The following is a 557-nucleotide window of genomic DNA, read 5'->3' on the forward strand; positions in this document are numbered from 1 at the left end:
AGCAATTCCACGAATGAAGGCACGAGCATCAACAAGTGGTCTTCAAAAGCCGCTAAGGCGGTTGATGTGAGTCAGGATGTGGACAGTGGCAACGTTCTGGGCGCGGCGACCGGCGCTCTTGATTTAGCGGGCAGCAGTAAACTCAGCGATGCGTCCGCCACCACCATCGACCAGTACATCAAGGGTGCGCCAGCGATTCAAGTGGGTGATCTGGCCAAACTGGGCATGGCGGCAAAGGCGTTTGATGACGGCAATTACCAGGTCGCCAACCAACATGCGGAATCGACCAGCTGGGGACAAACGGCGGCAGCAACCCCAATGCCCTGGCAAGTGCCAGAAAAGACAGCTCAGGAAACCGCCGCTGCGCCCGTCGTCGAAGCCCAGCCCGAGATCGTTACGGCGGACTCGGCAAATCTTGCCGCCGACAGCACCATGGCGGTAAACAGCTTAACCGCGGTGGATACGGAAGTGGTCGACATGGAAGAATCCGCGTCCAGCTCTGTGCCAGCACCTCCGCCCGTCCCGGCCAATGATGCGGCAAATGCCCCTCAAGACGG

The 557-nt window shown here is 59.6% G+C and carries 1 protein-coding gene; it reads left to right on the top strand.

Features of this window, described 5'->3' with window-relative positions; genetic code table 11:
* A partial coding sequence (locus ACXAFR_RS27480; RefSeq protein ID WP_475183398.1) for a hypothetical protein occupies positions 1-557 on the top strand: 557 nt, incomplete at both ends.

Source organism: Pseudomaricurvus sp. ABR4_320 (genome assembly GCF_056159445.1).